The 23,507-nt window shown below is 68.8% G+C and carries 19 protein-coding genes and 1 pseudogene; 17 read left to right on the top strand and 3 right to left on the bottom strand.

The window, feature by feature from the left end:
- Positions 1–81 precede the first annotated feature (81 nt).
- Positions 82–1,121: pseudogene (locus LXE91_RS25300) on the top strand (LacI family DNA-binding transcriptional regulator).
- A 101-nt stretch (positions 1,122–1,222) separates the two neighbouring features.
- On the opposite strand, the gene LXE91_RS25295 reads toward LXE91_RS25300, so the two are convergent.
- Positions 1,223–1,864 carry a GntR family transcriptional regulator gene (locus tag LXE91_RS25295; RefSeq protein WP_039340359.1) on the bottom strand — a complete coding sequence of 214 codons (642 nt, stop codon included), beginning with the start codon at positions 1,862–1,864 and terminating at the stop codon, positions 1,223–1,225.
- 131 nt (positions 1,865–1,995) lie between these two features.
- Here LXE91_RS25295 and LXE91_RS25290 point away from each other — a divergent pair, with 131 nt between their 5' ends.
- The gene (locus LXE91_RS25290) at positions 1,996–2,472 is read left to right on the top strand and encodes an OsmC family protein (RefSeq protein ID WP_039340361.1); all 477 of its coding nucleotides are present in this window, start codon (positions 1,996–1,998) and stop codon (positions 2,470–2,472) included.
- Between the two features lie 24 nt (positions 2,473–2,496).
- Here LXE91_RS25290 and LXE91_RS25285 read toward each other — a convergent pair whose 3' ends face one another.
- Complete coding sequence (locus LXE91_RS25285; protein ID WP_039340363.1) at positions 2,497–3,447, bottom strand: LysR family transcriptional regulator; 951 nt, start codon at positions 3,445–3,447, stop codon at positions 2,497–2,499.
- Between the two features lie 114 nt (positions 3,448–3,561).
- On the opposite strand from LXE91_RS25285, the gene LXE91_RS25280 reads away from it, so the two are divergent.
- From LXE91_RS25280 to LXE91_RS25215, 14 genes are all read left to right on the top strand, one after another.
- The gene (locus tag LXE91_RS25280; protein WP_039340365.1) at positions 3,562–5,313 is read left to right on the top strand and encodes an IlvD/Edd family dehydratase; all 1,752 of its coding nucleotides are present in this window, start codon (positions 3,562–3,564) and stop codon (positions 5,311–5,313) included.
- A 103-nt stretch (positions 5,314–5,416) separates the two neighbouring features.
- Positions 5,417–6,346: a dihydrodipicolinate synthase family protein gene (locus LXE91_RS25275; protein WP_039340369.1), complete on the top strand. Its 930-nt coding sequence runs from the start codon at positions 5,417–5,419 to the stop codon at positions 6,344–6,346.
- A 36-nt stretch (positions 6,347–6,382) separates the two neighbouring features.
- On the top strand, positions 6,383–7,312 hold the full coding sequence (locus LXE91_RS25270; protein WP_039340374.1) for a Gfo/Idh/MocA family protein: 930 nt from the start codon (positions 6,383–6,385) through the stop codon (positions 7,310–7,312).
- 83 nt (positions 7,313–7,395) lie between these two features.
- Positions 7,396–8,400, top strand: coding sequence for an arabinose ABC transporter substrate-binding protein (locus tag LXE91_RS25265; RefSeq protein ID WP_039340378.1), 1,005 nt, complete (start codon positions 7,396–7,398; stop codon positions 8,398–8,400).
- A 20-nt stretch (positions 8,401–8,420) separates the two neighbouring features.
- Positions 8,421–9,983 carry an L-arabinose ABC transporter ATP-binding protein AraG gene (gene araG / locus LXE91_RS25260; RefSeq protein ID WP_039340380.1) on the top strand — a complete coding sequence of 521 codons (1,563 nt, stop codon included), beginning with the start codon at positions 8,421–8,423 and terminating at the stop codon, positions 9,981–9,983.
- A 32-nt stretch (positions 9,984–10,015) separates the two neighbouring features.
- The gene (gene araH / locus LXE91_RS25255) at positions 10,016–11,035 is read left to right on the top strand and encodes an L-arabinose ABC transporter permease AraH (RefSeq protein WP_039340382.1); all 1,020 of its coding nucleotides are present in this window, start codon (positions 10,016–10,018) and stop codon (positions 11,033–11,035) included.
- 51 nt (positions 11,036–11,086) lie between these two features.
- The gene (locus LXE91_RS25250; RefSeq protein ID WP_039340385.1) at positions 11,087–11,989 is read left to right on the top strand and encodes an SMP-30/gluconolactonase/LRE family protein; all 903 of its coding nucleotides are present in this window, start codon (positions 11,087–11,089) and stop codon (positions 11,987–11,989) included.
- 172 nt (positions 11,990–12,161) lie between these two features.
- Entirely contained in the window at positions 12,162–12,665 is a 504-nt protein-coding gene (locus LXE91_RS25245) for a MarR family winged helix-turn-helix transcriptional regulator (RefSeq protein WP_039340388.1), read from the top strand.
- Positions 12,666–12,884: 219 nt separating this feature from the next.
- Positions 12,885–13,715 (top strand): p-hydroxycinnamoyl CoA hydratase/lyase, encoded by an 831-nt coding sequence (locus LXE91_RS25240; RefSeq protein WP_039340390.1) that lies wholly within the window; start codon positions 12,885–12,887, stop codon positions 13,713–13,715.
- 71 nt (positions 13,716–13,786) lie between these two features.
- Entirely contained in the window at positions 13,787–15,235 is a 1,449-nt protein-coding gene (locus tag LXE91_RS25235) for an aldehyde dehydrogenase (protein WP_039340392.1), read from the top strand.
- Positions 15,232–17,139 (top strand): feruloyl-CoA synthase, encoded by a 1,908-nt coding sequence (locus LXE91_RS25230; RefSeq protein ID WP_039340394.1) that lies wholly within the window; start codon positions 15,232–15,234, stop codon positions 17,137–17,139. The genes LXE91_RS25235 and LXE91_RS25230 overlap by 4 nt, the downstream gene beginning before the upstream one ends.
- Positions 17,140–17,339: 200 nt before the next feature.
- The gene (mhpT, locus tag LXE91_RS25225) at positions 17,340–18,545 is read left to right on the top strand and encodes a 3-(3-hydroxy-phenyl)propionate transporter MhpT (protein ID WP_039340395.1); all 1,206 of its coding nucleotides are present in this window, start codon (positions 17,340–17,342) and stop codon (positions 18,543–18,545) included.
- 62 nt (positions 18,546–18,607) lie between these two features.
- Positions 18,608–19,756: a porin gene (locus LXE91_RS25220; protein WP_039340396.1), complete on the top strand. Its 1,149-nt coding sequence runs from the start codon at positions 18,608–18,610 to the stop codon at positions 19,754–19,756.
- 32 nt (positions 19,757–19,788) lie between these two features.
- Entirely contained in the window at positions 19,789–21,513 is a 1,725-nt protein-coding gene (locus LXE91_RS25215; RefSeq protein WP_039340398.1) for a tannase/feruloyl esterase family alpha/beta hydrolase, read from the top strand.
- An 81-nt stretch (positions 21,514–21,594) separates the two neighbouring features.
- Here LXE91_RS25215 and LXE91_RS25210 read toward each other — a convergent pair whose 3' ends face one another.
- Positions 21,595–22,071: an Lrp/AsnC family transcriptional regulator gene (locus tag LXE91_RS25210; RefSeq protein ID WP_039340400.1), complete on the bottom strand. Its 477-nt coding sequence runs from the start codon at positions 22,069–22,071 to the stop codon at positions 21,595–21,597.
- 158 nt (positions 22,072–22,229) lie between these two features.
- Here LXE91_RS25210 and LXE91_RS25205 point away from each other — a divergent pair, with 158 nt between their 5' ends.
- Positions 22,230–23,462 (top strand): diaminopropionate ammonia-lyase, encoded by a 1,233-nt coding sequence (locus LXE91_RS25205; protein WP_039340402.1) that lies wholly within the window; start codon positions 22,230–22,232, stop codon positions 23,460–23,462.
- Positions 23,463–23,507 lie beyond the last annotated feature (45 nt).

The following is a 23,507-nucleotide window of genomic DNA, read 5'->3' as shown; positions in this document are numbered from 1 at the left end:
GCGGCAGGGTGTGCGGCGATAGTGCGCCGCTTCGGTGAGCGAAGCAAATATTGAATAGACGTCTCATATAGTGAGCAAGCGATGGCAACCCTGGATGAAGTGGCGCGCCGCGCCGGCGTGACGGCCGCAACCGTGTCGAACGTGCTGCGCGATCGCGGCCGGGTGGGCGAGGCGACGCGCGCGCGGGTGCTGGAAGCCGTGGAGGCGCTCGGGTATCGGCCGCATCTCGCCGCGCGGGCGCTGGCGGAGGGCGCGCGCCGACGGTCGCGCTGATGGTGTCGAGCATCGCGAACCCGTTCTACCCGGAGTTCGCGCTGGCGGTCGAGCGCGCGGTGCGGCGTAACGGGCAGTTCCTGATCGTCTGCAACACGAACGAAGATCCGTTGCAGGGGCGTGCGTATCTCGACCAGATCGCCGGCACGATCTCCGAAGGGATTCTCGTGACGAATGCGAACCTGCATCTGCCGGATCTTCTCGATGTGGCAGCGCGTGGCGTGCCGGTCGTGCTGTGCCTGTGGGAGCGGCCGGAGGCGCCGCCCGATGGATTGCCGTGCGTGGCGGTGGATTTCCGCGAGGCGGGGCGGATCGCGACGCGGCATCTGGTCGAGCTCGGCCATCGCGAGATCGGCGTGATCGTCGGCGGGTCGGCGAGCGGCGTGCAGGCGGCGCGCTATGACGGCTTCGTCGACGTGATGAGCGAAGCGGGGCTCGATGCGTCGATCGTCGCGGCCGAGCCCGATTCGATCGAAGGCGGCGTGCGCGCGGCGGGGTGGTTGCTCGACGAGCACCCGCAGTTGACCGCGCTGGTCGCGACCAACGACCTGCCGGCGATCGGCGCGATGCATGCGGCGGCCGATCGCGGCCGGCGAGTGCCGGATGATCTGTCGATCGTCGGGATCACCGACATTCACCTGGCGAGCGACACGCGGCCCACGCTGACGACCGTCGCGATCCCGACCGCCGAGGCCGCCAGGTTGGCGGTCGAGCTGCTCAATGCGCTGCGCGAGGCGGGGGGGCAGCGCGACGCGGCGTCGAGCGTGCGTGTCGCGTCGCTACCGAGGCTGGTGGTGCGGGGTACGACTGGCCGCGTGCCGGGCGGGGGCGCGAAGCCGCCGGTTTGATGCGAGGCTGCATCGAGTGCCTCGAGGTTGTCGCCGCAACCGGCGCGACCCGGTTCGGAGCCGCGCGCCGTGTTGAAAGCGGTAATCGCAGCGCGCCGGCCTCACCCGCCTTCGACGAGCCGCATCACGATGCGCCTGGCCGATTCGAGATGCGCGACCGTCATCGAGCGCGCCGCGCGTGCATTGCGATCACGGCACACCTGCAGGATCTCCTCGTGCTCGACCTGGAACGACGGCGTATCGGCGAGCAGTGTGGCCTGCAGGCGCTCGTACCGTTCGACCTGGCTGCGCAGTTCCGCGATCGTCTTCAACTGCCGCGCGTTGCCGCAGCATGAATACAGCAGCGCGTGGAATTCGCGGTTCAGTTCGCCTTGCCGGCGCGGCACGGCCGCATCGCCGAGCAAACGATGGACGAGCTCGGCGCGCGCCAGCGTCTCGTCGTCGAGCCGCTTCACGCTCCGGTAGATCGCGTCGCCTTCGAGCAGCGCGCGCAAGTCGTAGATTTCCTGCACGTCCGATGCACTCAGCATGCGCACGACGGCGCCGCGATTCCTGAAGATGTCCAGCAAGCCTTCGCGCTCGAGGCGTTGAATCGCCTCGCGCATCGGAATCCGGCTGATGCCGAACCGGTCGGCCAGGTCGCGCTCGACGAGCCGTTCGCCGGCTTCCAGCTCGCCGTTGATGATCATGTCCCGCAACGAGGCGGCGACCGCGTCCGCCGTGGAATCGAGTTTGGCTTCCATGCCTGCATGTTCCGTCAGTTTGGAATAATGGTATACCAAATGGGAATCCAGTGCCAAAATGGCGATCGCAGGCGGGCTTCGTCAAACGACATCCGGCCCGGCCGAAGCAACCCACATCCATGGAGAGCGAGATGGCATCTGGCGAACACAAGTATCGCGTCGCAGTAGAGTGGACGGGCAATCGCGGCACCGGCACGTCGGGGTATCGCGAGTACGGCCGGGACCATGTGATCCGGGCTGGTTCCAAGCCGGACATTCCCGGTTCGTCGGACGCGGCGTTTCGCGGCGATGCCGCGCGCTGGAATCCGGAAGACCTGCTGCTGGCGTCGGCATCGGCGTGCCACAAGCTCTGGTACCTGCATCTGTGCTCGGAAGCCGGTATTCGCGTGCTCGCCTATGTCGACAACGCGGAAGGCACGATGCTCGACAGCGCCGATGAAGGCCGCTTCACCGAAATCGTGCTGCGCCCGCATGTGACGATCCAGGCCGGCGACGATCGCGAACGGGCCGCGCATCTGCATCACGATGCGCACGCGAAGTGCTATGTCGCGAATTCGGTCAATTTTCCGATTCGTTGTGAACCGGTGGTCGAGTATGCCGCCGCGTAGTCGGCCGGAACCGCTGCGACGACGTCACAGCGCGACCCCGTAAACCTCCCGCGCCGCCCCGCGAATCGCATCGGCCATCATCGCGACGGCCGGCGAATGCAGCCGGTCGGTGCGCGTGATGATCCCGAAATCGTCCATCCGGCAATCCATCTCCAGCGGCAGCACCGTGACGATCCCGTGCCGCGCGTAGTAGCGCGCGACGTCCTCGGCCAGCACCGCGATCATGTCGCTCTGTTCGAGCAGCTGCGTGATGAACAGCAGCGCGGACGTCTCGACGAGGTTCGCCGGCGGCGCGAGGCTCGCGCGCTGGAACACGAGATCGAAGCGGTGGCGCAGCACGCTGCCGGCCGGCGGCACGACCCACGCGGCGCGCTGCACGTCCGCGAGCGACAGCGGCGCGTGCGCGAGCAGCGGATGGCCGGGCCGCACGACGGCGGCCACCGGCTCGCCGGTCAGCGGTTCGTAGCGCAGCCGCAGCTTGTCGTGTTCGGCGGAGAGCCGGCCGATCACGATGTCGATCTTCTCCTGCGCGAGATGTTCGAGCAGCACGTTGCTGGTGTCGATCTCGACCGACACGTGCAGGCCGGCATGCGTGCCCTTCACCGCGGCGACCGCCGGCGGCACGAGCCGCAGGCCCGGTGACGTGATCGCCCCCACCGCCACATGGCCCAGGTGGCCGGCCTTCAGCGCGGCCAGCTCCTCGTGCGCCTGGTCGAGGCTGCCGAGCGCCGCGCGCGCATGGCGGATCAGCGCGTCGCCGTAGAGCGTCGGCCGCATCCCGCGCGGCAGGCGCTCGAACAGCACCGCGCCGATCGATTCCTCGAGTTCGCGCAGCAGCTTCGACGCGGCCGGCTGCGTCATGTTCAGCGCGGCCGCCGCGCGGTGAATGCTGCCTTCGTCCGCGAGCGCGACGACCAGCAGAAGCTGGCGCGTCTTCAGGCGGCCACGGTTTCCCCACGGGCTGGCTTCGGTCATCGTACGGGTTTATATCGATATCGGAATCGATATCGTAATCGCCAAAAACGTCATTAGCCAGTTATCAAAATTCTGCCTAGACTGCGCCGGTATCCCGTCACCACAGGACTGACGATGTCGGCAACGAAACCCAGGCTGCGCTCTACCCAATGGTTCGGCACGAACGACAAGAACGGCTTCATGTACCGGAGCTGGATGAAGAACCAGGGCATCCCCGATCACGAGTTCGACGGCCGGCCGATCATCGGCATCTGCAATACGTGGTCCGAACTGACGCCGTGCAACGCGCACTTCCGCAAGCTCGCCGAGCACGTGAAGCGCGGGATCTCCGAGGCGGGCGGCTTCCCGGTCGAGTTCCCGGTGTTCTCGAACGGTGAATCGAACCTGCGCCCTTCGGCGATGCTCACGCGCAACCTCGCGTCGATGGACGTCGAGGAGGCGATCCGCGGCAACCCGATCGACGCGGTCGTGCTGCTCGCCGGCTGCGACAAGACGACGCCCGCGCTGCTGATGGGCGCGGCGAGCTGCGACGTGCCGGCGATCGTCGTGTCCGGCGGCCCGATGCTGAACGGCAAGCTGGAGGGCAAGAACATCGGCTCCGGCACCGCCGTGTGGCAGTTGCACGAAGCGCTGAAAGCCGGCGAGATCGATGTCCATCACTTCCTGTCGGCCGAAGCCGGGATGTCGCGCTCGGCCGGCACCTGCAACACGATGGGCACCGCGTCGACGATGGCGTGCATGGCCGAGGCGCTCGGCGTCGCGCTGCCGCACAACGCGGCGATTCCGGCCGTCGATTCGCGCCGCTACGTGCTCGCGCACATGTCGGGCATCCGCATCGTCGAAATGGCGCTCGAAGGGCTCGTGCTGTCGAAGATCCTGACGCGCGCGGCGTTCGAGAACGCGATCCGCGCGAACGCGGCGATCGGAGGCTCGACCAACGCGGTGATCCACCTGAAGGCGATCGCGGGCCGCATCGGCGTGCCGCTCGAACTGGAAGACTGGATGCGCATCGGCCGCGACACGCCGACGATCGTCGACCTGATGCCGTCGGGGCGCTTCCTGATGGAAGAGTTCTATTACGCGGGCGGCCTGCCGGCGGTGTTGCGCCGGCTCGGCGAAGGCGGGCTGCTGCCGAACCCGGATGCGCTGACGGTGAACGGCAAGTCGCTGTGGGACAACGTGCGCGAAGCGCCGAACTACGACGAGGAAGTAATCCGCCCGCTCGACCGGCCGCTGATCGCGGACGGCGGCATCCGCATCCTGCGCGGCAATCTCGCGCCGCGCGGCGCGGTGCTGAAGCCGTCGGCGGCGAGCCCCGAGTTGCTGAAGCATCGCGGTCGCGCGGTCGTGTTCGAGAACCTCGACCACTACAAGGCGACGATCAACGACGAGGCGCTCGACATCGACGCAAGCTCGGTGATGGTGCTGAAGAACTGCGGGCCGCGCGGTTATCCGGGGATGGCCGAGGTCGGCAACATGGGGCTGCCGCCGAAGCTGTTGCGCCAGGGCGTGAAGGACATGGTCCGGATTTCCGACGCGCGGATGAGCGGCACCGCGTACGGCACGGTCGTGCTGCACGTCGCGCCGGAAGCCGCTGCCGGCGGGCCGCTCGCGGCCGTGCGCAACGGCGACTGGATCGAGCTCGACTGCGAGGCCGGCACGCTGCATCTGGACATTACGGACGACGAACTGCATCGCCGCCTGTCGGACGTCGATCCGACCGCGGCGCCGGGCGTGGCCGGCCAGCTCGGCAAGGGCGGCTATGCGCGGCTGTACATCGATCACGTGCTGCAGGCCGACGAGGGGTGCGACCTCGACTTCCTGGTCGGCACGCGCGGCGCTGAAGTGCCGAGCCATTCGCATTGAGCGGCTGCGCGGCAGCCGGTCGCGGGCCTTCCGGGCCCGTGCAACGTGAAACCGTAAACGCATGACGGCCGGTCGTGACCGAGGCCGAAGCAGGACGCGAACCATGACATCGAGCAGCACGCCGCGCCATCGCGGCATTTTCCCCGTCGTTCCGACGACGTTTGCCGATACCGGCGAGCTGGACCTTGCAAGCCAGAAGCGCGCGGTCGATTTCATGATCGACGCGGGCTCGGACGGGCTGTGCATTCTCGCGAACTTCTCCGAGCAGTTCGCGATCACCGACGACGAGCGCGACGTGCTCACGCGCACGATCCTCGAGCACGTGGCGGGCCGCGTGCCGGTGATCGTCACGACGTCGCACTACAGCACGCAGGTGTGCGCGGCGCGCAGCCTGCGCGCGCAGCAGCTCGGCGCGGCGATGGTGATGGCGATGCCGCCGTATCACGGCGCGACGTTCCGCGTGCCCGAAGCGCAGATTTTCGAGTTCTATGCGCGCGTGTCCGACGCGATCGCGATTCCGATCATGGTCCAGGACGCGCCCGCGAGCGGCACCGCGCTATCCGCTCCGTTCCTCGCGCGGATGGCGCGCGAGATCGAGCAGGTCGCGTACTTCAAGATCGAGACGCCGGGCGCCGCGAACAAGCTGCGCGAGCTGATCCGGCTCGGCGGCGATGCCATCGAAGGGCCGTGGGACGGCGAGGAGGCGATCACGCTGCTTGCCGATCTGCACGCGGGCGCGACCGGCGCGATGACGGGCGGCGGGTTTCCGGACGGAATCCGGCCGATCCTCGAAGCGTGGCGCGAAGGGCGCCATGACGACGCCTACGCGCGCTACCAGGCATGGCTGCCGCTGATCAACCATGAGAACCGCCAGTCCGGGATCCTCACCGCGAAGGCGCTGATGCGCGAAGGCGGCGTGATCGCGAGCGAGCGGCCGCGGCATCCGATGCCGGAACTGCATCCGGACACGCGCGCGGAACTGCTCGCGATCGCGCGCCGGCTCGATCCGCTCGTGCTGCGCTGGGCGCACTGAACGGTCACCGAACGATTCGCGAAGGAGGCATGCACGATGAGTGATCAGGTTTCGCTGGGTGTCGTCGGCATCGGCAAGATCGCACGCGACCAGCATCTGCCGGCGATCGACGCCGAACCGGGTTTCAAGTTGACCGCGTGCGCGAGCCGTCACGCGGAAGTCACCGGGGTGCGCAACTATCGCGACCTGCGCGCGCTGCTGGCCGCCGAGCGCGAGCTCGACGCCGTGTCGCTGTGCGCGCCTCCGCAGGTGCGCTACGCGCAGGCGCGCGCTGCGCTCGAAGCCGGCAAGCACGTGATGCTCGAGAAGCCGCCGGGTGCGACGCTCGGCGAAGTGGCCGTGCTGGAGGCGCTTGCGCGCGAGCGCGGCCTCACGCTGTTCGCGACCTGGCATTCGCGCTGCGCGAGTGCGGTGGAGCCCGCCCGTGAATGGCTCGCGACGCGCGCGATCCGTGCGGTGCAGGTGCGCTGGAAAGAGGATGTGCGGCGCTGGCATCCGGGGCAGCAATGGATCTGGGAGCCGGGCGGCCTCGGCGTGTTCGACCCGGGCATCAACGCGCTGTCGATCGTCACGCGGATCCTGCCGCGTGAGCTCGTGCTGCGCGAGGCGACGCTCATCGTGCCGAGCGACGTGCAGACGCCGATCGCCGCCGAGCTCGATTGTGCGGATACCGACGGCGTGCCGGTGCGTGCGGAATTCGACTGGCGGCACGGCCCGGTCGAGCAATGGGAGATCGCGGTCGACACGGCCGACGGCGTGCTCGCGATCAGCCGCGGCGGCGCGCAGTTGTCGATCGCGGGCGAGCCGGTCGAGCTCGGGCCCGAACGCGAGTATCCGGCGCTGTATGCGCACTTCCACGCGCTGATCGCGCGTGGCGAAAGCGACGTCGACGTACGGCCGTTGCGGCTCGTCGCCGATGCATTCCTGTTCGGCCGGCGCGTGCAGACCGACGCGTTCGGCCGCTGAACCTGCGCGCTTCCGCATGAAGCGCGACGAATGACGGATTACGGCACACATCACGGCACCAGCCGATACAAAGGAGACACCTCATGAACCGCACGATTCGCCGCCATACCCTACGCGCGCTGCTGGCCGCGCTTTGCATTGCACCGCTCGGCATGCAGGGCGCCGCGCGCGCCGACGCGCCGCTGAAGATCGGCTTCCTGGTGAAGATGCCCGAGCAGGCCTGGTTCATCAACGAGCAGAATGCGGCGTCCGCGCTCGGCCAGAAGGAGAATTTCTCGGTCGTGAAGATCGGTACGCCCGACGGCGAGAAGGTGCTGGCCGCGATCGACAACCTCGGCTCGCAGGGTGCGCAGGGCTTCGTGATCTGCGCGCCGGACGTGCGCCTCGGCCCGGCGATCGCCGCACGCGCGAAGCGCTACAACATGAAGTTCGTGACCGTCGACGACCAGCTCGTCGATTCGACCGGCAAGCCGCTGCCGAACGTGCCGCACCTCGGGATGTCGGCAACCAAGATCGGCAACCAGGTCGGCCAGGCGATTTCCGACGAGATGAAGCGGCGCGGCTGGAAGCCCGAGGAAGTCGGCGCGCTGCGGATCACGAACTACGAGCTGCCGACCGCGAAGCTGCGCACCGACGGCGCGACGCAGGCGCTGCTCGCGAACGGCTTCCGCAAGGAGAACATCTTCGACGCGCCGCAGAAGACGACCGACGACGAAGGCGGTTTCAGCGCGGCCGCGCCCGTGCTCGCGCGCCATCCGAACGTGAAGAAGTGGGTGGTCTACGCGCTGAACGAGGAAACCGTGCTCGGCGCGGTGCGCGCGACCGAGCAGCTGCATATCCCGGCGGCCGACGTGATCGGCGTGGGCATCAACGGCGCGGGCGAGGCGTTCGCCGAATTCCAGAAGAAGGAGCCGACCGGCTTCTACGGGACGATTGCGGTCAGCTCGACGAACCACGGCAAGGACAGCACGCAGAACCTCGTCGAATGGATTCGCGACGGCAAGACGCCGCCGGCCGACACGCAGACGAGCGGCAAGCTGATGACGCGCGCGAACTGGCAGGCCGTACGCGCCGAACTCGGCATCTGAGCGCACGAGGCGAGAACGCGATGACGACGCAGACGATGACGGCCGTATCCGGCAACGATGGCGACACCGGCGGCGATGCCGCCGAGTCGCCGCCGGGCGGCCCGCTGCTCGCGCTCGACGGCATCACGGTGACGTTCCCGGGCGTGCGTGCGCTCGACGCCGTGTCGCTGTCGGTGCGCGCGGGCGAAGTGCACGGGCTGATGGGCGAGAACGGCGCGGGGAAGTCGACGCTGCTGAAGGTGCTGTCCGGCGTGAACCAGCCGCAGGCCGGCACGCTGACGCTGAACGGCACCGAGCAGCGCTTCGCGTCGACGCGCGCGGCGCTCGAGGCCGGCATCGCGATCATCTACCAGGAGCTGCATCTGGTGCCCGAGTTGACGGTGGCCGAGAACCTGATGCTCGGGCAGCTGCCGAGCCGGCTCGGCGTGGTCGACGAACGCACGCTTGCCGCGCGCGCGCTCGATGCGCTGGAGCGACTCGGCGAGCACATCGATCCGGGCATCCCGGTGAAGTACCTGTCGATCGGCCAGCGCCAGATGATCGAGATCGGCAAGGCGCTGATGCGCGACGCGCGCGTGATCGCGTTCGACGAGCCGACGAGTTCGCTGTCCGCGCGCGAAACCACGCAACTGTTCCGGATCATCCGCGCGCTGCGCGCGGAAGGCCGCGCGATCATCTACGTCACGCACCGGATGGAAGAGGTGTACGAACTGTGCGACCGCGTGACGGTGTTCCGCGACGGCCGCCGCATCGACACGTTCGATTCCGTCACCGATCTCGACCGCGACCGGTTGATCGGCTGCATGGTCGGCCGCTCGATCGAGGACGTGTACGGCTACCGGCCGCGCGCGGCCGGTGACGTGCTGATCGAGGCGAAGGGGCTGGCGGGGCCCGGGTTGTCCGAGCCCGTGTCGTTCACCGCGCGGCGCGGCGAGATCGTCGGCTTCTTCGGGCTCGTGGGCGCGGGCCGCTCGGAGTTGATGAAGCTGCTGTACGGCGCCGCGCGCCCGAGCGCGGGGCACGTCGAACTGAACGGCAAGCGCGTGGCGTTCGGGAGCCCGCGCGACGCGGTGCGCGCCGGCCTCGCGCTGTGCCCGGAAGACCGCAAGCAGGAAGGCATCGTCGCGATCGCGTCGGTGGCCGACAACCTGAACATCAGCGCGCGCCGGCATTTCAGCCCGGCGCGGGTGCTGCTCGACGGGCGGCGCGAACGCGAACTCGCGCAGCGCTACATCGAGCGGCTCGCGATCAAGACGCGCGATGGCGACACGCCGATCGGCGCGCTGTCCGGCGGCAACCAGCAGAAAGTCGTGCTCGCGCGCTGGCTGGCCGAGCGCATCGACGTGTTCCTGATGGACGAGCCGACGCGCGGCATCGACGTCGGCGCGCGCGCGGAAATCTACAACCTGTTCTACGAACTCGCGGAAGCGGGCCGCACGGTGATCCTCGTGTCGAGCGACCTGGCCGAGGTGATCGGCGTGTCGGACCGGATCATCGTGATGAAGGAAGGGCGGATCGCGGGCGAGGTCGCGAAGGCGCACGCGACGCCCGACGCGCTGATCAAGCTCGCGCTGCCGCGCTAGCGCCCCGCAACGATCAACCGGATGCAAACGACATGAGCCAGGCAATGCAACCCCAACGCACTTCCCCGTCCCCCGATGCCGCCATCGCACCCGCGCGAGCGCGCGGCGGCGTGTGGCAGCTGATCAACCGCTCCGGCATCGTGATGGTGTTTCTCGTGCTGTTCGCGACGCTTTCGCTAACGGTGCCGGACTTCCTCACGCCGCGCAACATCCAGGGCCTGCTGCTGTCGGTCACGCTGATCGGTTCGATCGCGGTGACGATGATGTTCGTGCTCGCGCTCGGCGAGGTCGACCTGTCGGTCGCGTCGATCGTCGCGTTCTCGGGCGTCGTCGCGTCGACGCTGATCACCGCGACGCACAGCGTCGTGCTCGGCATCGCGGGCGGCGTGCTCGCGGGCGGTGCGGTCGGGCTCGTCAACGGTGTGCTGATCGCGCGCTGGCGGATCAACTCGCTGATCGTCACGCTCGCGATGATGGAAGTCGTGCGCGGGCTCGCGTTCATCACGTCGAACGGCGACGCGGTGATGATCTCCGAGGAACGCTTCTTCGATCTCGGCGGCGGCTCGTTCCTCGGCATCTCGTATCCGATCTGGAGCAACATCGTCGGCTTCGTCGTGTTCGGCTTCCTGCTGCGCAAGACGGTGTTCGGCAAGAACGTGCTCGCAGTGGGCGGCAATGGCGAGGCCGCGCTGCTCGCCGGGCTGCCGGTGATGCGCATCAAGATCACCGTGTTCGTGCTGCAGGGGCTCGTGACGGGTTTTGCCGGCGTGATGCTCGCGTCGCGGATGAGCCTTGGCGACCCGAAGACGTCGGTCGGCCTCGAACTCGGCGTGATTTCCGCATGCGTGTTGGGCGGCGTGTCGCTGACGGGCGGCGTCGCGACGATCTCCGGCGTGCTGGTCGGCGTGCTGATCATGGGCTCCGTGCAGGACGCGATGAGCCTGCTGAACGTGCCGACGTTTTACCAATATCTGATACGCGGCGGAATTCTGTTGCTCGCGGTGCTGTTCGACCAGTATCGTCGCAACCAGCGGCGCGCGATGAAGATCTGACCCTGGCGAACGCGCGGCCGCCCGCATAAGCGACAGATATCGGGAGACGGCATGCAACAGATTCATCCGGCCGGGCAGGCGACGCTGCTGGCCGACACCCGCAACACGCTCGGCGAAGGCGCGACGTGGTGCGACAGGACGCGCGCGCTGTACTGGGTGGACATTGAAGGTGCGCAACTGTGGCGCTGTCGTGCGGATGGCTCCGACCTCACGCCATGGCCGATGCCCGAGCGGCTCGCGTGTTTCGCGCTGACCGACGATCCGGACGTGCTGCTCGTCGGGCTCGCGACGCACCTCGCGTTCTTCGACCTGCGCAGCGGCGCGTTCACGCGGATCGTCGAAGTCGAGCCCGAGCTGCCGACGCGGCTGAACGACGGGCGCTGCGACGGTTCCGGCGCGTTCGTGTTCGGGATGAAGGACGAAGGCGCCGAGCCGCCGCGCGCGGTCGGCGGGTTCTACCGGCTCAATGCCGATCTCACGCTCGAACGGCTCGCGTTGCCGCCGGCCGCGATTGCGAACAGCATCGGGTTCTCGCCGGATGGGTCGAAGATGTACTTTTGCGATTCGCTGGTGCGCGAGATTTTCGTGTGCGATTACCGGCCGGGCGGCGAAGTCGCGAACGTGCGGCCGTTCGCGCGCCTGACCGATCCCGACGGCGATCCGGACGGCTCGATCGTCGATCGCGACGGCGGCCTGTGGAATGCGCAGTGGGGCGGCAGGCGGGTGGTGCGTTATGGGCCGGACGGTGTCGAGACGGATCGCGTGGCGGTGCCGACCGCGCAGCCGAGTTGCACGGCGCTCGACGGTGAGGGCCGCCTGTACGTGACGAGCGCGCGCGTCGGGTTGAGCGACGATGCGCTGGCCGACGACCCGCATGCGGGCGGCGTGTTCGTCGCGCAGACGCGGCACGCGGGGATGGCGACGGCGCGGTTTGCGGGGACGCCGCGCGGCTGATCGCGTACGGGATGCCGTTCATGGGATGTCGCTGACGCAGCGGATTTCTCGGCCAGGCCGGCAGTCCGCGACGCGCGCGCGAGTGCGCTGCGGTTGCCCGGCATGCCTGGAACCTCCCGTTCGCGCTCTGACGTGCTGGTAAGATGGCCCGCAATTCCATCCCGCCCGCACCATGAGTTCCGCACCGACCAAACCCGCGAATCCGAAGAACGCCACGAAGCCCGCCACCCGCGCGACCGGCGACAAGCCGAAGGCGCGCGTGCAGCAGCGCCTGACCTACGTGATCGGCGGTCTCGACCGGTTGCTGCGCCGCCACATGACCGACGCGCTCGCACCGCTTGGCATCACGCTCGCGCAATACACGGCGCTGTCGGTGCTCGAGGCGCGCGGCGCGTCGTCGAACGCGCAACTGGCCGAGCGCTCGTGGATCACGCCGCAATCGGCGAATGAAGTGATGAGCGTGATGGCCGCCCGCGGCTTCGTCACGCGTGAAGCGGACCCGTCGCACGGCCGCATCATCCTGCTCAAGCTGACCGACGAAGGCGCGGCGATGCTGCGCGAATGCGAAGCCGTGCTGCGCCCGCTCGAAAAGCGCATGCTCGGCGACATATCCGCCGACGACGCCACGCACGTGCAGCGCGCGCTCGAACTGTTCTCGCGCAACCTGCGCGGCTGACCCCATTCCGAACCCTCGTCGCGCGGGCCTGTGCGCCCCGCGTTCGCTCTGCCGGTCGCCTGACCGTTCCCCGATTCCGTCGCTTTCACCGCTTTCCGATCCGGGTTTACACCGGCGCTCATGCCGCTTGCAATATCAGGTAGCCTGATATTAAATGAAGCCGTCCGCAGCAGGAATGCTGCGCACCGAATCGCACAGGAACGAACGACAGGAAACGATATGAGCAAGTACGACAACCGCTGGCAGACCGTTGATGTGAAGGTGGAGGCCGGCATCGCGTGGGTCACGCTGAACCGCCCCGAGAAGCGCAACGCAATGAGCCCGACGCTGAACCGGGAGATGCTGGAAGTCCTCGATGCGGTCGAGTTCGACGACGAGGCGAAGGTGCTCGTCCTCACCGGCGCGGGCGCTGCATGGACCGCCGGCATGGACCTGAAGGAGTACTTCCGCGAGATCGACGGCGGCTCCGACGCGCTGCAGGAAAAAGTGCGCCGCGACGCATCGGAATGGCAATGGCGCCGCCTGCGGATGTACAACAAGCCGACCATCGCGATGGTGAACGGCTGGTGTTTCGGCGGCGGTTTCTCGCCGCTCGTCGCGTGCGATCTCGCGATCGCGGCCGACGAAGCGGTGTTCGGGCTGTCGGAGATCAACTGGGGGATCCCGCCGGGCAACCTCGTCAGCAAGGCGATGGCGGATACGGTCGGGCACCGTCGCGCGCTGCACTACATCATGACGGGCGATACGTTCACCGGCGTGGAAGCGGCCGGGATGGGCCTCGTGAACAGCAGCGTGCCGCTGGCCGAACTGCGTGACGCGACGATCGCGCTCGCGGCCCGCCTGATGGACAAGAACCCGGTCGTGCTGCGCGCGGCGAAGCATGGCTTCAAGCGCGCGCGTGAACTCACCTGGGAGCAGTGCGAGGATTACCTGTACGCGAAGCTCGACCAGGCGCAGCTGCGCGATCCGGAACGCGGCCGCGAACAGGGGTTGAAGCAGTTCCTCGACGACAAGACGATCAAGCCGGGCCTGCAGGCATACAAGCGCTGATACAAGCGCGGACGCAGCCGCCGGCATCACCGCCGGCGTAATCGCAAGAAACAGGCAAGGCAGGAGACAACATGACCGACAGACGGATGCTGATCGCCGGCGAGTGGTGCACCGCCCGCGATGGGCGCACCTTCGACCGATTCAATCCCGCGACGGGCGCGCTGGCGTCACGCGCGCCGGCGGCCGGCGCAGCCGACGCCGACGCGGCGATCGACGCCGCGCACCGCGCGTTTCCGGCATGGTCGGCGCTTGCGCCGACCGAGCGCCGCCGGCTGCTGCTGAAGGCGGCCGACCTGATGGACGCGCGCATCGACGCGTTCATCGCGACGGGCGTAGCCGAAACCGGCGCGACGCCCGGCTGGATCGGCTTCAACGTGACGCTCGCGGCGAACATGCTGCGCGAGGCCGCGTCGATGACGACGCAGATCGCCGGCGACGTGATCCCGTCCGACGTGCCCGGCAATCTCGCGCTGGCGATGCGCGTGCCGTGCGGCGTCGTGCTCGGCATCGCGCCGTGGAACGCGCCGGTGATCCTCGGCACGCGCGCGCTGGCGATGCCGCTCGCTTGCGGCAACACGGTCGTGCTGAAGGCCTCCGAAGCGTGCCCCGGCGTGCATGCGCTGATCGGCGCGGTGCTGGACGAAGCAGGGCTCGGCGCGGGCGTGGTCAACGTGGTCACGCACGCGGCGGCCGACGCACCCGAACTCGTCGAGCGCCTGATCGCGCATCCGCACGTGAAGCGCATCAACTTCACCGGGTCGACGCATGTCGGGCGCATCATCGCGCGCCACGCGGCCGCCCACCTGAAACCGGTGCTGCTCGAACTCGGCGGCAAGGCGCCCGTGCTCGTGCTGGACGATGCCGATCTCGACGCGGCCGTCGACGCGATCGCGTTCGGCGCGTTCTTCAACCAGGGGCAGATCTGCATGTCGACCGAGCGCGTGATCGCCGCGCGGCCGATTGCCGATGCGCTGGTCGAACGCCTCGCCGCGAAGGCGCGCACGCTGGTCGCGGGCGATCCGCTGGCCGGCCATCCGCTCGGCACGATGGTCGACGCGTCGGCCGCCGTGCGTGCGGCGTCGCTGGTCGAGGATGCGCGGGCGCTTGGCGCTCAACTGCCGCTCGGGTGCCGCGTGGAAGGCGCGACGATGCAGCCGGCGATCGTCGATGGCGTGACGCGCGACATGCGGCTGTATCGCGAGGAGTCGTTCGCGCCGGTCGTCGCGATCCTGCGCGCGGACAGCGACGACGAAGCGGTCGCGCTCGCGAACGACAGCGAGTTCGGGCTGTCGGCGAGCGTGTTCAGCCGCGATGTCGCGCGCGCGATGGCGGTCGCGCGCCGGATCGAATCGGGAATCTGCCACATCAACGGGCCGACCGTGCACGACGAGGCGCAGATGCCGTTCGGCGGTACCAAGGCGAGCGGCTACGGCCGCTTCGGCAGCCGTGCGTCGATCGCCGAATTCACCGAGCTGCGCTGGATCACCGTGCAGACCACGCCGCGGCATTACCCGATATGAGCGAGGCGACGATGAATGTAGCGAAGCCTCCGGGCGAGGCCGCACACGACACGGGCGGCGTGCGCTATCGCGCAGCGGCCGTCGCCGTTGGCGCGGCCGAGATTCGTCGCGCGGAAAACGGCGCGTGGTACCTGCGTTCGCGCGAACCGCTCGGCGACTACCCGACGCGCCTGACCGATTGCCTCGTGAACGGCGCGCAAGCACACCCCGACCGCGTGCTGGCCGCGAGGCGCGGCGCCGACGGCCGCTGGGTCGAGATCACCTACGCACAGATGCTTGAACGTGCGCGTGCAATCGGCCAGGGCCTCGTCGATCTCGGGCTGTCGGTCGAGCGTCCGCTCGCGGTGCTGTCCGGCAACGATCTCGAGCATCTGCAGTTGATGTTCGCGGCGATGCTGGCCGGCGTGCCGTACTCGCCGATCTCGCCCGCGTATTCGCTGGTGTCGACCGACTACGGCAAGCTGCGTCACACGCTCGGCGTGCTGAAGCCGGGTGCGGTGTTCGTCGCCGAACGTGCGCCGTTCGCACGTGCGCTCGACGTCACGTTGCCGGCCGATGCGGCGCTGATCGTCGCACGCGACGACGATGCCGATGCGAACGGGAGGGTCGGCGCGGTGCCGCTGTCGCAGCTTCTTGCGACCGTCCCGCGCACGATCGACGCACTCCACGAAGCGGTCGGCCCCGATCATCTCGCGAAGATCCTGTTCACGTCCGGCTCGACGAAGCAGCCGAAGGCCGTGCCGACCACGCACCGGATGCTGTGCAGCAACCAGCAGATGCTGCGCCAGACGATGCCCGAACTGACGCGCGAACCGCCGGTGCTGGTCGACTGGCTGCCGTGGAATCACACGTTCGGCGGCAGTCACAACCTCGGCATCGCGCTGTACAACGGCGGCTCGCTGTACATCGACGACGGCCGCCCGGTGCCGGGCCGCTTCGACGAAACCGTGCGCAACCTGCGCGAGATCGCGCCGACGATCTACTTCAACGTGCCGAAGGGCTGGGAAGAGCTGACCGTCGCGCTCGAACGCGATGCCGAGTTGCGCGCGACGTTCTTCTCGCGCGTGAAGCTGTATTTCTTCGGCGGCGCGGGCCTGTCGCAGGCCGCATGGGACCGGCTCGACCGCGTGACCGAAGCGCATTGCGGCGAGCGGATCCGGATCATGGCGGGCCTCGGGATGACGGAGGCGTCGCCGTCGTGCCTGTTCACGACGGGGCCGCTGATGCGCGCCGGCTATATCGGGCTGCCCGCGCCCGGCTGCGACGCGAAGCTCGTGCCGTGCGGCGGCAAGCACGAACTGCGCTTCAAGGGGCCGAACGTGATGCGCGGCTACTGGCATGCGGACGTCGATCCGCGTGACGTATTCGACGACGAAGGCTATTACCGCAGCGGCGATGCGGGGGTCTTTGCCGATCCGCAGCGGCCGGAGCTCGGGCTGCTGTTCGACGGGCGGCTGACCGAGGATTTCAAGCTGAGCAGCGGCACCTTCGTCAGCGTCGGGCCGCTGCGCGCGAACGCGGTGTCGAGCGGTGCGCCGTACGTGCAGGACGTGGTCGTCACCGGGATCAATCGCGACGACATCGGGCTGCTGGTGTTTCCGCGCGTCGACGCGTGCCGTTCGTTGGCGGGACTCGCCGCCGATGCGTCCGTGACCGACGTGCTGCGCGCGCCGGCCGTGCGTGCGGTGTTCGAGCAATGGCTCGTCGAGCTGAACCGGCATGCGAGCGGCGGTTCGACGTTCGTCGCGCGCATCCGGCTGATCGACACGCCGCCGTCGCTCGACCTCGGTGAAGTGACCGACAAGGGTTCGCTGAACCAGGCGGCCGTGCAGCAGCACCGCGCGGCGACGATCGACGCGCTGTACGACCCGGCGCGACGCGATCCCGACGTGATTTACGCGTAACCGGAAGCACATCGCATCAAGCAGACACAACGACCTGCCGGCCACGATACCGGCAGGCATGCTTGCGGCCAGTGAATCAGGTTGCCTGATAAAGGCGCCCGTTCAGACGACAACGTGCGCGCTGCTTCGCCACTGGCCGGCGACGGCGCGCGGCGGCCGTCAGCGGCCGACCGACTACAAGACATGGGACTGGAGACAGGATGAACACTTACGTTGCCGAAAAACCCACGGTCGCGACCACGCTCGCGCTGTGTTTCGCGATTGCTCTCCTCGAGGGGCTCGACCTGCAGTCGGTCGGTGTCGCCGCGCCGCGCATGGCGCGCGAATTCGGGCTGAGCGTGTCGCAGATGGGTATCGCGTTCAGCGCGGGCACCTTCGGGCTGCTGCCGGGCGCGATGCTCGGCGGGCGGCTCGCCGACCGGATCGGCCGCAAGCGCGTGCTGATCGCATCGGTCGTGCTGTTCGGGCTGCTGTCGATCGCGACCGCGCAGGTCTCGACGTTCGCGATGCTCGTCGTCGTGCGCGTGCTGACCGGCATCGGCCTCGGCGGCGCGATGCCGAACCTGATCGCGCTGTCGTCCGAAGCGGTCGAGCCGCGCTCGCGCAGCAGCGCGGTGGCGACGATGTACTGCGGTATCCCGTTCGGCGGCGTGATCGCGTCGCTGATCGGCGTGCTGCTGGCCGGCGACACCGAATGGCGACACATCTTCTACGTCGGCGGCGTGGGGCCGCTGCTGCTCGTGCCGCTGCTCGTGTGGTTCCTGCCGGAATCGCGTGCATATCTCGACGTCGCCGGCACGCAGGCCGCGCGCACGAGCGTGGCACGCACGCTGTTCGGCGACGGCCGCACGACGTCCACGGTCGCGCTGTGGGTCAGCTACTTCTGCACGCTGATCGTCCTCTACTTCCTGCTGAACTGGCTGCCGTCGCTGATGGCCTCGCGCGGGCTCGATCGCGCACACGTCGGCCTCGTGCAGATCGCGTTCAACGTCGGCGCGGGGCTCGGCGCGCTCGGCATCGGCGCGGCGCTCGACCGGATGCGCGCATCGCGCGTGGTCGGCGGCATGTATATCGGGATCGTGCTGTCGCTCGCCGCGCTCGCGGCCGCGCCCGGTTTCGCGTCGCTCGCGGCGGCTGCGTTCGCGGCGGGGATGTTCGTGGTCGGCGGGCAGTCGGTGCTGTACGCGCTCGCGGCGATCTACTACCCGACCGCGATGCGTGGCACGGGCGTCGGCGCGGCGGTGGCGGTCGGCCGGCTCGGTTCCGTCGTCGGGCCGCTCGCGGCCGCGACGCTGCTGGCCGCGGGCCGCAGCGCGCCGGTCGTGATCGGCGCGAGCATCCCCGTCACGCTCGTCGCGGCCTTCGCTGCATTCGTGCTGATTCGCCGCCCGCAAGCCGGCGACTGATGGTTCGATTTTTTCAATGCGCGCCGTCAGAGCGCGCTTACTCAAGGTCTGGAGACGCAACGATGAAGACGAAGACAAGGAACGGCCTGCTGGCCGCCGGCGCGTGCTGCGCGCTCGCCGCGCCCGGTGCGCATGCGCAGTCGAGCGTGACGCTATACGGGATCATCGATACGGGCGTCGAATACGTGTCGCACGCGAACGCGGCAGGCGACCACGTCGTGCGCATGCCGGGCGTGACGGGCGAACTGCCGTCGCGCTGGGGGCTGCGCGGCACCGAGGATCTCGGCGGCGGCTATCAGGCGGTGTTCACGCTCGAAAGCGGCTTCAACGTGCGCGGCGGCGATCTCGGGCAGGGCGGCCGGCTGTTCGGGCGGCAGGCGTTCGTCGGGCTGAAGAGCGGCTTCGGCACGCTCGCGTTCGGGCGCCAGTACACGATGACCTATCTCGCGCTGCAGGGCGCGGACATCATCGGCCCCGACATCTACGGGCTCGGCTCGTTCGACGCGTACGTGCCGAATGGCCGCGCCGACAACGCGGTGACCTACGTCGGCGCGTATCGCGGCGTGACGTTCGGCGCCGCGTATTCGTTCGGACGCGACGGCGCGGGCACCGGCAACTCGCCGGGCCAGGGCACGTGCGCGGGGCAGGTGCCGGGCGACGCGGTGCAGTGCCGCAACTGGTCGGTGATGCTCAAGTACGACAGCGCGTACTTCGGTGCGGCGGCGTCATACGAGGAACAGCGCGGCGGCACCGGCGCGGCCGCGAACTTCTTCGACGGCGTGGCGCCCGTTCCCTTCACCAGCAGCGGCGGCAAGGACGCGCGCGCTCACGTGAGCGCGTATGCGCAGGCGGCCGGCGCAAAGATCGGCGCGGGCTGGATCGGGCGGCGCGTGTCGACCGGTTCGCCGGCCGCGCCCGGCGCGCATTCGGACCTGTTCTTCGTCGGCGCGTCGTATGCGGTGAAGCCCGATTTCGTCGTCGACGGCGAAGGCTACCGGATCGTCAACAGCGCGCACGACACGCGCGCGACGATGGCCACGCTGCGCGCGACCTATCTGCTGACCAAGCGCACGGCCGTCTATGCGCAATCGTCGTATCTGTGGAACAGCGCGCATGCGCGCTACTCCGTCAGCGGCGGCGGGCCCGGCACGACACCCGGCGAAGGGATGGGGCAGCTCGGCGCGATGGTCGGCGTGCGGCACATGTTCTGATTCACCGGCGTGACGAACCGAAGGGAGATATCTTGAACAGGAAATCTGCATTCCTCTGTATTGCGCCGCTGTCCGCCGCCGCCCTGCTCGCCGGTTGCGGCGGCGACGACTCGGTGAATTCAGCACCGACGCACCTGAGCGCCGCGACGCCGGCCGCGATGTCGCAAACCTGCGACGCGCTCGCCGCGAAGCTGGCGTATGCGAACACGTCGTTCACGTCGGTGACGACCGCGGCTGCCGGCGCGCTCACGGTGGCGGGCAAGCCGATCGCCGAGCACTGCGTGATCGCAGGGAAGATGAACGAGCGCGTGAGCACGGTCGACGGCAAGACCTATGCGATCGGCTTCGAGATGCGCCTGCCGAAGGCGTGGAACGGCCGCTTCTTCTACCAGGCGAACGGCGGCCTCGACGGCAACGTCGTGACCGCGACCGGCGAGATCGGCGGCGGCGGGCCGCTGACCGACGCGCTGAACCAGGGCTTCGCGGTGATCAGCTCGGATTCCGGGCACAGCGCCGCGCAGAATCCGCTGTTCGGCCTCGATCCGCAGGCGCGCATCGACTACGGCTACGGCGCGGTCGATGCGCTCACGCCGATGGCGAAGCAGGTGATCCGGCTTGCGTACGGCAAGGCGCCCGACCGCAGCTATTTCGGCGGCTGCTCGAACGGCGGCCGTCATGCGATGGTCACGGCGGTGCGCAACCCGGCCGACTACGACGGCATCATCGCGGGCGATCCGGGTTTTCATCTGCCGAAGGCGGCGATCGGCGAGATGTACGGCGCGCAGCAGTTCGCGAAGATCGCATCGGCGACCGGGTCGAACGGGCTGCCGGATATCCGCAGCGGCTTCACCGACGCGGAGCGGCAGTTCGTCGGCGCGAAGATCCTCGAGAAATGCGACGCGCTCGACGGCGCCGCCGACGGAATGGTGCAGGACGTTGCCGCGTGCCAAGCGCACTTCAGCGTCGACGCGGACATCCCGACCTGCGCGAACGGCACGCGCACGGGCGCGTGCCTGACGCCCGCGCAGAAGACCGCGCTCGGGAACGTGTTCACGGGCGCCCGCAACAGCGCGGGCACGGCGCTCTATGCGGGCTTTCCGTACGATCCGGGCATTGCCGGCGGCGGCTGGGCCGCGTGGAAGCAGTCGAATTCGATCACGCTCGACCCGGCCGCGATGGCGTTCACGTTCATGTCGCCGCCGAAAACCGCCGCGGTGCTCGCGAACCTGCCCGGTTTCGCGCTCGGCTTCGACATGGACAACGACGCGCCGGCGATCTTCGCGACCAGCGGCGTGTACACGCAATCCGCGTGGTCGTTCATGACGCCGCCCGACGAGACCAACCTGTCCGCGCTGAAGGCGCGCGGTGCGAAGCTGCTCGTCTATCACGGCACCGGCGACCCGGTGTTCTCGTTCGACGATACGCGCGACTGGTACGCGCGGGTTGCGCAGGCGAACGGCGGCGATGCGTCGGATTTCGCGCGCTTCTATCCGGTGCCGGGGATGAACCACTGCTCGGGGGGCCCGGCGGCCGACCAGTTCGACCTGCTGACGCCGCTCGTGGCCTGGGTCGAGCAGGGGCAGGCGCCCGGTGCGGTGGTGGCCACCGCGCGCGACGCGACGAACGCGGTGCCGAATGCGGACGTGCCGGCATCGTGGGGCGCGGGACGCACGCGGCCGCTGTGCGCGTATCCGCAGGTGGCGCGCTACAACGGGTCGGGCGACGTGAATTCGGCAGCGAGCTTCAGTTGCCGCTGACGTAGCCGTCGATGGGAGGCGATCGGTGCATGCATTCGCGCACCGGTCGCCTCATGTGTGCAACCGCTCACTCACTTACACTCACTCGCCCGGTTCGACCGGCACCTCGAGCCCGACCTTCACGCGGCTCATGCTCACCAGCGTCTTGAACCGCTTCACGTTGTTGTTCGCGAAGAACAGCTCGCGCGTGAGCGCGTTGTACTGATCCATGTTGCGCACCGCGAGGATCAGCACGAAATCCCATTCCCCCGTCACGTAGTAGCACTGCTGGATCTGCGGGCAGCGCTCGAAGGTGCGCTTCATCGCGTCGAGCTGGTCGATCTGCTCGCTTTCGACCTCGACGTTGACGACGATCGTCAGCGGATGATCGACCTTGTCCGGCGCGACGACGGCCGTGTAGCGCTCGATCACGCCGTCGTCCGCGAGACGTTTGAGGCGCCGGTTCACGGCCGCGGTCGACAGGTTGACGCGCGCGCCGAGCTCGCTTTGCGGCGTTTGCGCGTCGCGCTGGATTTCCATCAGGAGCTTGCGATCGAACGCATCGAGTGGGGTGGTCATGATGGCGCGTGAAGCCTCGGAAGAATGAGAATTTTTTGCGTTGCAGGCGCCGATTTGGCGATTTTATTGACCCGCATGCGCAATATTATTTTTCGAACCGGCGGCGCGCGCAACCCGTGCGCGACCGACCCGAACCGACTCACGGAGTGCTGCCCGCCATGCTGATCGCCAACCCCCGTGCCTCGCGCACCGCCTATCCCCACGCGCTGCGCCGAGTGATGAACATCGCATCGGCCGACGAAAGCGGCGCGTGGCTGTCGCACTGGCCGCTCGTCGGCAACGCGCGCACGCCGTTGCGCGCGCTGCCGGATCTCGCCGCGCGGCTCGGCGTCGCGAGCGTCAGCGTGAAGGACGAGTCGTGCCGCTCGCCGCTCGGCAGCTTCAAGGCGCTGGGCGCACCGATCGCGCTGGTGCGGCTCGTGAAGCGCTTGCGACGCACGCAGGATCTCGATCCTCAAGGGCTCGTCACCGGCCGCTACGCGGCCGAACTGGCCGACCTGACGGTGATCAGCGCGACCGACGGCAATCACGGCCGCGCGCTGGCCGCCGCCGCGCGTGCGATCGGCTGCGGGTGCGTGATCGTGCTGCACGCGAACGTCGAGGCCGAACGCGAACGCGCGATCTCGGCGTACGGCGCGCGGATCGTGCGCATCGAGGGGAACTACGACGAGTCGGTCATTTGCGCGGCGCAGCTCGCGCAGGCGAACGGCTGGTATGTCGTGTCGGATACGTCGTACGACGGCTACGAAGCGATTCCGCGCGACGTGATGCAGGGCTATGGCGTGATCGCCGCCGAGGCCGCCGCGCAGGCGGCCGAGGACGACGGGCGGCCGTTCACGCATGTGCTGCTGCAAGGCGGCGTGGGCGGCCTCGCCGCGGGCGTCGCGAGTTACCTGTGGGAGCGCGACGGCGTGCAGCGGCCGCGTTTCATCGTCGTCGAGCCGCGCCAGGCCGACTGCCTGTACCAGAGTGCACTCGCAGGTCGCGCGTCCAGGGCGACCGGCAGTGTCGATTCCGTGATGGCCGGGCTGGCGTGCGGCGAGGCGTCGCCGCTTGCGTGGGACTTCCTCGAGATGTGCATCGACTATTTCATGCTGATCGACGACGAAGACGCGGTGCAGGCGATGCGCAACCTTGCGGCCGGCAGCGAACGCGACGTGCCGCTCGTGGCCGGCGAATCGGGCGCGGCCGGCGTCGCGGGGCTCGACGTGCTGATGCGCGACCCTGCGCTCGCGCGACAGGTGGGGCTCGATGCGCATTCGCGCGTGCTAGCGATCAATACGGAAGGCGCGACGGCGCCGTCCGTGTACCGGAACTGCGTCGGCGAGACGGCCGACGTCGTGCTCGCGAGGCAGCGCGCCTGGCTGGAGCGCGCGGCGGTCGCGGCCTGAACGACATCCCGACCGACGACGACCGACCACGACCAACGACGACCG

Source organism: Burkholderia contaminans, assembly GCF_029633825.1.
In the GTDB taxonomy this organism is placed as follows: domain Bacteria; phylum Pseudomonadota; class Gammaproteobacteria; order Burkholderiales; family Burkholderiaceae; genus Burkholderia; species Burkholderia contaminans.
Note: the sequence above shows the minus strand (reverse complement) of the source record. Positions and strands in the feature narration are given on the sequence as shown.